Genomic DNA, 7,048 nt, shown 5'->3' with positions numbered 1-7,048 from the left:
AAAAAAAAAAAATTCGGATATTGCGCCTGGAAGCGGGCGATCTTATCGTCCTCCTGGGTACGAAGCGTGGTCTCATCCGGCAGCGGATAGTGAATTTTCAGCGTGACTTTCCGCTGGGTAATATCATGTTTCGCATCATCTGTCGTCGCTTCATTGTTTCTGCCGGAATTACCTGGAGCAGCCCCTCCATTATTCGCCTGATTATCTACATTGTTCTTTCCGCCACACGCTGCAAGCAGTGAGCCTAACAGCATAAGACACATCAGTACAGCTGAGAATTTGCGCATTGAAACTCCCCTTTTCCGTGATTGTTATCGATTGCTATATTTTTATATTAGAAGATTACCGCGGTGAGGACGATGTGTATTCATAGGGCGATCATGTGCAGCCCTACGCTAATGTAAACGCTGCTGTTCTCCCGCTTAACCTTTGACCGCAGTCAGACTCACACTGCGCACGATGAACTTCTGGAAGCCCAGGAACACGAAGATCGGTGGAACCATGACCATGAACAGAATTGAGAATTTGATACTGCTATCCAGACTCCGTGCATTAATAACATACTTATATATCGCAGTCGCCAACGTGTATTTGTCCTCAGTATGCATGACCAGCGATGGCCAGAACCAATCATTCCAAGCCGTTGAGAAAATAAAAATCGACAGTGTCGCGAAAATCGGGACGGACAGCGGAACCGCAATCTTCAGATAACTCGTCAGCTCCGAGGCACCATCAATCCGCGCCGCTTCGAAGATTTCCGGATGAATGCCATCGAAGAAATTCTTCATCAGCAGGAAGTAGTATGCATTCGCTCCCGCCGGTAACCAGAAGGCCCAATAGGAATTAAGTAATCCGAGCTGCTTCAGATTCACAAAGTTTGGAATCATATAGCTCGTCGCCGGAATGAACAAAGTCAGCAGAATGAAGAAATAGACCAATCGGCTGTACGGAACGCGGATCCGCGAAATACTGAATGCTGCCAGACCGAGCACCAAGATCGTCATGAACAGATTTCCAAGGAAAATAAACACCGTATTCTTCAAAAATACCGGTAAAGCGATATAATTCCAGCCCTTCGAGAAATTCTCCCAATGCCATGTCGTCGGGAAGAACTTCGGCGGAAAGGTGTTGATCTCCGGATTGCTCTTCAGCCCGTTGAACATTGTCATCAGAATCGGGTACAGCATCGTAACCGCCATGATGGCAATGCCCAGCACCATGATGCCATAGACGATCTTATTCCCCGGCTTCCTCAGGTCCGCTGGTGACAGGATGCCTCTCTCCATATTAGTAATCCTCCCTGTTCATCTTGAATTGAATAACGCCAAGGATGCCCAAGACGATGAACATCAGCACACCCAGCGCCGTCCCTGCTCCATAATCCAATTGGGTAAATGCATACTTCACGGTGAAGAGCGCATAGGTCAACGTAACCTTGTTCGGGCCACCGTCCAGCAGGGCCAATTGCGATTGATAGGCCTGTGATGTGCCGATAATCTGCAGGATCAGCATCAGTACGATCAGGCTGCGCATCGCTGGGAGGGTAATATATTTAATCCGGCTCCAGACTCCGGCACCGTCGATTTCCGCCGCTTCATACCAGTCCCGCGGGATACTCAGTACCCCGGCCAGATAGATCAGCATTGCCGAGCCGAACTGCTGCCACGTCTCCATGAAGACGATCGAGATCATCGAGAAACGCCCGTCGGATATGAACGAGATCGGCTCAACGCCGAACAAGCCAAGCAAGGCGTTAATCGGTCCAACCGGATCGTACATCCATCTCCACATGCCATAGAGCACTACGCCAGGAACGACGAAAGGCAGATAAGCCGCTATCCGTGCGAAGCCCTGGAAGAACTTCAGCTCTGAAATGGCAATCGCCGCCACGATCGGCACCCAGAAACCGATAATTAGCGTAAGGAACATGAAATACAATGTATTTTTGACAGAAAGCCATAAATCAGGGTTGTTGAAAATTTTCACATAGTTATCCAATCCGACAAAAGTATTGCCCTTCACGAAATCGACGTTGTAGAAGCTATAGACGATCCCTTTTAGGATCGGAAGCCATAAGAAGATAATAAAAATAACGATAGCCGGAACGAGAAAAAGATACCCCCACATATTCTTTTTCCAGCTTGATGTTCTTCGTACCTTTTGTGGCTCTGTCTCGGGTCCTGTGCCCCTGTTTCCTGATGTAACCACCGATTCCTCCATGAGTCTCCCTCATTTCTCTGTAGTGTCCAGCTTTCATTGTAGAAAACTAAACCGACCGGAAACAGGTGTAATCCTATGCGAAGTATAGCGTTTCTTACTTCTTCATCTCACTGGGGCTGACGCCAAAATATTTCTTGAAGATCTTGCTGAAATGTTCAGGAGACTCGTAACCGACACGTTCGGCGATTTCGTAACGACGCAGATCGGTATGGAGCAGTAGGGACTTGCTCTCTTGCATACGTAGCTTGATCACATACTCCCACAGGTTGTAGCCGGTATTCTTCTTGAACAGGTAGCTGAGGTAATTAGGACTGACATGATTCTTCTTGGCTACCTCGTGGATCGTCAGCCCTTTCTGACTGTAATTGTCCTCGATATATTGCTTGGCGCTATCGACGATCTGGTTATTCTGCGTCGTAAGCTCTTCAGCTGTCGGGTCCTGGGCATAGTTACTCCAATTGAAGTCACCGTAATAGAACACATGGTAATCCCCATGCTTCCCGCCCCATACGATGGCCTTATCCGCTTGCCTATCCAGAACAGGCAGGAATTCTGCGCCCTTCAGAATCTGGCTGATCCCGACGACCACCCGAATATTCAGAAATTTCTGTACATGATGATGCAAACTACGCCCGATCATCTCAAGATGATTGATCTTGTTCAGATCCAGTTCGGCATATTCCGTCTCATTCCACTGCAGCAGTATACATATATCCTGTTCGCTGGAATAACAGGTTGATATTTTCTCCTCTTTATGTAACAGTTCCTCAGCCACGTTCCGCACACCATAGCGCAGCAGACGGATATCCCGCTCCGAGTAGGAGGCTCCTACCTCCCCCTGAGGTAAATCCAATTTCATTCTAATCACGGAAAAGTAAGGTCCCGTTAACCTCAGCTCCTTCAACTTCGTCTCTTCCGGCGAGTCGGTTCCGTTCAGCAGGCGCTGCAGCAGCTCATTCTTCTCCGGGCGGAATTCCTCCATCTGGAAATGGCCCGTATCCGCGGACGGAAATTCGTCAATTTGCGGAATGGGTCTTTCCATTTTCAATAGAACATTGCGGACGGAATCGAGGAAATTCTCACTATTCAGCGGCTTGATTAGATAATCCTTAGCTCCGAGTCGCAACGCCATCTGTGCGTATTGAAAAGTCTCGTGCGCAGAGATGATAATCGTCTGCACCCATGGCTTGATCATCTTCGCCTGCTGCATCAATTCGATTCCGCTCATCTCCCCCATCTGGATATCTGTGACGAGCAGATCGATCTCTTCCATGCGAATATAGTCCAGGGCTTCATGCCCGCTATATGCGGTAAACACCGCCCTGATATCTATGCCAGAACCGTTCAAGAGCCCGGCTAACCCTTTGCAGATCAGCGGTTCATCATCAACGACTAATATTTTGTACACTCTCTTTCCCCCTACTCTATCGCTGTTCTTGTATGGACTTTGGAAGTTTAATCATCACCCGGGTTCCGCCTTCCTCGCTCCCTGAGTATCGAAGCCCATAGCCGTCCCCGAAATGCAGTCTGATCCGCTGATGAATATTACGTATGCCATAGCCGGAGGACGGATCTGGATGTTCTGTGCTGAGAAGTCGATTAATCTTCTCATAATCTACACACTTGTACCCGTTATCCTCTAGGAATATCAATAAATTATCCCCATCGGCGGCAGCGCGAATCGAAATCTCCCCATCCTCGCCCATATGCTTCACTCCATGAATAATCGCGTTCTCGATTAAAGGCTGCAGCGTGATCTTCGGGATCGATACCGGTAGCAATTCCTCGGGAATATCTATCGAAATTCGAAATTGGTAGTCATACCTATGCTGCTGTAGCTTAATATAGGCAGAAGCATGCTCCAGCTCTTCCGCCAGCGTAATTAATTCTCGGCCTCGGCTCAGACTGATCTTCATCAATTTGGATAATTCCTTGATCATTTCCGCGGAAGCGGTATTCCCTTCCATCCTGCTCTTCCAATAGATACTCTCCAACGTGTTATACAGTAAATGCGGGTTTATCTGCTGATATAACAGTTGTAGCTGGGATTCCTTCTGTTTCAGGTCCATGGTGTATTGGTAGTGAACCAGTGCATTCAGTCGTCTCGCCATATCGTAAATGCTGCGCATCAATACGCTGATCTCATCATTCTTCTCCCGGCGCGGCGTCTCTGGAACGATATTCCCTGGTTCATAGCGCCTGACGAAATAGACCAGCTTCTGGATCGGCATCATCAGAGACCGCCAGAAATAGAGCATAAAGATCAGGCTCCCGACAAAGAAGACGATGGAGATCAGCTGAATCACCTGCTTGATCTCCTTCTGCTGATGCAGCAGCGCCTGCACCGGAACTTTATAGATCAGCTTCTGCTGCAATACATGGTTGTAATTGACGACATAGATATACTCGCTGGTAATGACATCTTTTACCCCACTAGTCATCCCCATATCGGCTACCTCCGCTGGTAGCTCCAGACGTTCTCCATAGTCATTGCTCTGTGCGGTCAGAACCTGGTTGCTCCAATTGGTGAAATAAAGCTCTCCTTCCGGCAGCGACACCGTCTGTAGTGACTCCTGAATCCTGGCATCCAGATTCGTGACCACCAATACCCCGATCGTGCCGTTTCTATAAATATTGTTGATCGCCCGGATATAGGCCAGCGTTCTCTGATCGCCCTGGCCCTTGGAGGGCGGCGATAAATGCTCGACCAGCCGCAAATAGCCCTTTCCCTTCTTCTCGACGGCTTCATCGAACCATTCCGGCTTCTCGTCCTCTGAGAAGAAGTAAACTCCGGATTTCTTCGGGCCCGGATAATAGGGAGCGAAGGAATAGGTGTCCTGTGGATCATAGACATAGAGTGAATAATAAAGTGGCTCCCGCTCATCCGTCTCTTGCGAATAGGTGGTCAGCAAGTTTTCCAGCTGCTCGTAATTTTTTACCCTTTGCAGGATCGTCTCATCGGTAGAAAGCGGATTCAATTGCTGTAATAACGAATTTTGGAATACCGTTGAGGTCACCTTATTTACTGCTTCTATATCACGGTTAATCAGCCGGAAATTTTGCTTGTTCAGCTCGATATAAGCATTGGTGACGTGACGCTTCAGGATTTGATCAGCCCTGTAATTGCCATAGGCATTCAGAATAAATAGCGGAATTATGATCATGAGGAACAGCAGTAGCAGTTGCTGCTTCACGTTCATTCTGTTCAGTGGATTACGCGGTCTAGATCTCAACGAATTTCCCCCCTGGCTCTTTAACTATAGCAAGAATAGAAATAGCAGTAGTGTGTATTTCTACGCAGATTATAGCTGTTCCTATGATCGCTGCCGCTCCTGCACACCGAAGAACAACAAAAAAACGGATACCTCATCTCTGTGGATGGGTATCCGCTTCAGCTTCATAAGTCATATCAATTCGTTAAACTCGACGATGATAAAGATTAATTTTCTTCGCTTTTCTCTTTATCGACATGCCCTGTTTTCTTCAAATATTGGTCATAGCGGTCATCCAGTTCCTTCGCCATTTTGCGGTATTGGAGCGTCTCCTCTACAATCGGATCAAGCTCCGTCTGAATTCTGACCTCATATCTGGGCGGCAGACGGCGCCTGCCTTCCTCACGGCGCTCCTCTTCACTGATCGGCTCGCCCTCCGTCAATAGTTCATTTAATTCCTGTTCAAGATTCTTCTCATCGCTCATGGTCTTTGAACTCCTTTTCGAATCAGAATCTTATTGCACGAGTATATATTATACCCCTGTGGCCTCGGCATTCTTCAGCACATCCAACAGCTCCTGATGAATTCTACCGTTGCTGGCGACGAGGCGCCGAACGCCGATATCATAAGGATTGCCCGTCGTATCGGTGACCATACCGCCGGATTCCTTGACCAGCAGCGCTCCGGCTGCGATATCCCAGGCATTCAGGCCAACCTCGCAGTAACCGCCGAGCCGCCCTGCAGCCACATAGGCCAGATGCAATGCCGCTGAACCGGCAGCACGAAGACTGAGGGTTCGATCTGCCAGCGCATTGATTCCCTTCATATTGACAGGCAGCGCATAGCTCCGGTCCGGATTGAAGCCAACCGCCAACACACTGTCCGCCAGCTTCTCATCCCGCGACACCTTCATCGGATTGCCATGCACATAGGCTCCCTTGCCCTTCTCGGCGACGAACATTTCATCACGAATCGGGTCGTAGATCACACCGATGATCACCTCGCCGCGATAAGCCAAAGCGATCGACACACAGAAGAAAGGAAAACCCTGCACGAAATTCGTCGTTCCATCGATCGGATCAATGATCCATAGATACTCTGCTTCCTTCGCCTGATTCAGTGCTCTCTCGGATGCCTCTGCACCAGGTTCAACGCCTTCCTCTCCCAGAATCGAATGATCCGGGAAATGGGTAAGGATCAGCTTGCGGATCATCAGCTCCGCGCCTTTATCCACATCGGTGACCAGATCCTGCGGAGAACATTTCGTATTTATTTCCTTAATTAAACCAAGGCGGCTCTTAATCCATTCGCCCGCTTTGGAGGCACTATTGATTGCCACTGCCGTTGGACTCTTGCTTCCTACTACGTATGGAATTTTAGGCTTAGGTTCCAATGGTTTCACACTACTTTCTCATTGAATTTCACTCTGACTCCGTGCTTCTATGAATCTTTCAATTTTTACCTTTTTTAAAATATACGCCCCGTATGGCGTAAAGTTGCATCTTTTCAGTGATTTGTACGGAAAATCAGGCGGAATATCAGTAAAATTTTTTCTTCTTTTAATATACCACCATTTATTGAAAAAGTCCGTAACCAGCCCTATTACACGGCCAAT

Annotated in this window: 6 protein-coding genes and 1 pseudogene; all 7 read right to left on the bottom strand. The window is 48.2% G+C overall.

Annotated features, from left to right (window positions below; translation table 11 throughout):
- A pseudogene (locus BFJ94_RS25960) lies at positions 1 to 287 on the bottom strand (ABC transporter substrate-binding protein); the annotation flags it as partial.
- 135 nt (positions 288 to 422) lie between these two features.
- Entirely contained in the window at positions 423 to 1,286 is an 864-nt protein-coding gene (locus BFJ94_RS22880) for a carbohydrate ABC transporter permease (protein WP_120464714.1), read from the bottom strand.
- Position 1,287: 1 nt separating this feature from the next.
- Positions 1,288 to 2,127 (bottom strand): carbohydrate ABC transporter permease, encoded by an 840-nt coding sequence (locus BFJ94_RS22875; protein ID WP_229716999.1) that lies wholly within the window; start codon positions 2,125 to 2,127, stop codon positions 1,288 to 1,290.
- A 187-nt stretch (positions 2,128 to 2,314) separates the two neighbouring features.
- Positions 2,315 to 3,628 (bottom strand): response regulator, encoded by a 1,314-nt coding sequence (locus tag BFJ94_RS22870; protein ID WP_120464712.1) that lies wholly within the window; start codon positions 3,626 to 3,628, stop codon positions 2,315 to 2,317.
- Positions 3,629 to 3,644: 16 nt separating this feature from the next.
- On the bottom strand, positions 3,645 to 5,453 hold the full coding sequence (locus tag BFJ94_RS22865; RefSeq protein WP_120464711.1) for a sensor histidine kinase: 1,809 nt from the start codon (positions 5,451 to 5,453) through the stop codon (positions 3,645 to 3,647).
- A 206-nt stretch (positions 5,454 to 5,659) separates the two neighbouring features.
- On the bottom strand, positions 5,660 to 5,917 hold the full coding sequence (locus BFJ94_RS22860; RefSeq protein ID WP_120464710.1) for a hypothetical protein: 258 nt from the start codon (positions 5,915 to 5,917) through the stop codon (positions 5,660 to 5,662).
- 48 nt (positions 5,918 to 5,965) lie between these two features.
- Positions 5,966 to 6,826, bottom strand: coding sequence for an inositol monophosphatase family protein (locus tag BFJ94_RS22855; RefSeq protein WP_120465376.1), 861 nt, complete (start codon positions 6,824 to 6,826; stop codon positions 5,966 to 5,968).
- Between the last annotated feature and the right edge of the window lie 222 nt (positions 6,827 to 7,048).

Source organism: Paenibacillus aceti (assembly GCF_003614185.1).
In the GTDB taxonomy this organism is placed as follows: Bacteria; Bacillota; Bacilli; order Paenibacillales; family Paenibacillaceae; genus Fontibacillus; species Fontibacillus aceti.
Note: the sequence above shows the minus strand (reverse complement) of the source record. Positions and strands in the feature narration are given on the sequence as shown.

Excerpts from the sequence above, each read along its gene's own strand:
- BFJ94_RS22875 (WP_229716999.1), bottom strand. The coding sequence starts at position 2,127 with ATGTGGGGGTATCTTTTTCTCGTTCCGGCTATCGTTATTTTTATTATC.
- BFJ94_RS22860 (WP_120464710.1), bottom strand. The coding sequence starts at position 5,917 with ATGAGCGATGAGAAGAATCTTGAACAGGAATTAAATGAACTATTGACG.
- BFJ94_RS22880 (WP_120464714.1), bottom strand. The coding sequence starts at position 1,286 with ATGGAGAGAGGCATCCTGTCACCAGCGGACCTGAGGAAGCCGGGGAAT.